1 protein-coding gene is annotated in these 1539 nt (G+C 39.0%); it reads left to right on the top strand.

Annotated elements, in window-relative coordinates:
- Nucleotides 1-169 precede the first annotated feature (169 nt).
- Nucleotides 170-1006 carry a metallophosphoesterase gene (locus Q8M41_RS15015; RefSeq protein WP_305366104.1) on the top strand — a complete coding sequence of 279 codons (837 nt, stop codon included), beginning with the start codon at nucleotides 170-172 and terminating at the stop codon, nucleotides 1004-1006.
- The last annotated feature ends 533 nt before the right edge of the window (nucleotides 1007-1539 follow it).

Raw genomic sequence — 1539 nt, 5'->3', positions numbered from 1 at the left:
AGTACGCAAATGAGGAGACTATTCAAAAATATATAAATGAACAAGGCCAAGAAAAGACTGCTTATAAGAAGTTTCATAGGGCACAATTACGGTTATTCGAATAACGCGATACCTCGAAGCTCTGCTTCGGGGTCATTCATTGAAACAATTTGACAAAATCATACAGAATATGGAAAAGGATATAAACAGTCAGACACGGAGGAAATTCATTCAGCAGATTTCTTTGGCATCTGCTTTATTGCTAAGTGGCAGAATTGCTGATCTTTCTGCAGAAGAAGTTTATGGCCTGAAAGCCAAAGTTAAGCTGAGATTTGTGCTTGCATCCGACTTTCATTACGGGCAACCGAATACAGCATTTGATGAAATGACTGATAAGGTGATCAATCAGATTAATTTGTTCAATAAAAGTAATCGTATTGATTTTTGTGTGCTTAATGGGGATATTATTCATAACGAAGAGAACCTTTTACCATTAGTCAAGAAAAAAACAGATAATCTTCAGGTGCCCTATTATGTAGTAAGGGGGAACCATGATATGGTAACAGAAGAACTGTGGAATGAGGTATGGAAAATGCCTTTGAATCACAGTTTTGAGGCTAAAGGCTCGGCATTTATACTTGCAGATACTTCTAATGTGCAGGGAACTTATGTGTCACCTGATCTGCAATGGTTAAAGGAAAAACTGGAGCAATACAAAAGCAAAAAGAATGTATTTCTGATCCTGCATATTCCTCAGGCTAAATGGACTGATCATGCCATTGATACCCCCGAATTTTTTGAACTGATTCATAAATATCCTAATGTCAGAGCAGGATTTCATGGTCATGTACATGATCAGGATGGGGTGTTCATGGCGAAAAATATCCCCTTCTTATTCGATTCTCACGTTGGAGGGAATTGGGGTACACCTTACAGAGGCTTTAGAGTGGTGGAGTTATTGAGTGATAGAACACTCATCACTTATATGATGAACCCAACTGAGAAGCTGGCTGAGTTTAAATATTAGTGTTATTTCACTCATTAATTGACGGATAAGGTTTCAATAATTTCATCCTCTCGTCGGCACAGGTAAAAGCCATTTTGTTTTAGCCTCCTTAGTATTCCGATGTGTTCGTCAAAGTATTTATGACACAACACCAGTACGATCGCTCAATAGACTCCAGCTTTAGCTGGGGTTAACGAGTTTGTTCGTTTTCGGGCTTCAGCCCAACATATAAAAATTCGGGTTAGGGAATTCTAGATGTGGATTATTTAGCGGTATTTCGGCGCTGAAGCACCAGTATTTGTTCCCTTCCGGTCGGTTAGGTTTTGGGCTGAAGCCCGATCTGAAAACCGGATCTTTATCCGGAGCTAAAGCACCGGGCTATTCAGCGATACGGTATCCCAACTTAACACTAGAATTTAATCAAAAGAATTCCTCGAAGCTCTGCTTCGGGGTTCTGGCCTAATCTTATATTTGTTTTATGAGTGAACATATTCATAAACGTCATAATAAGAATTTGCTGTTGTACCATTTGGTTTGTCCGATAAAATATAGGA

This window comes from Daejeonella sp. (assembly GCF_030684675.1).
Classification (GTDB): domain Bacteria; phylum Bacteroidota; class Bacteroidia; order Sphingobacteriales; family Sphingobacteriaceae; genus Daejeonella.
Note: the sequence above shows the minus strand (reverse complement) of the source record. Positions and strands in the feature narration are given on the sequence as shown.

Coding starts and splice junctions, on each gene's coding strand:
- Q8M41_RS15015 (WP_305366104.1), top strand. CDS start 170: ATGGAAAAGGATATAAACAGTCAGACACGGAGGAAATTCATTCAGCAG.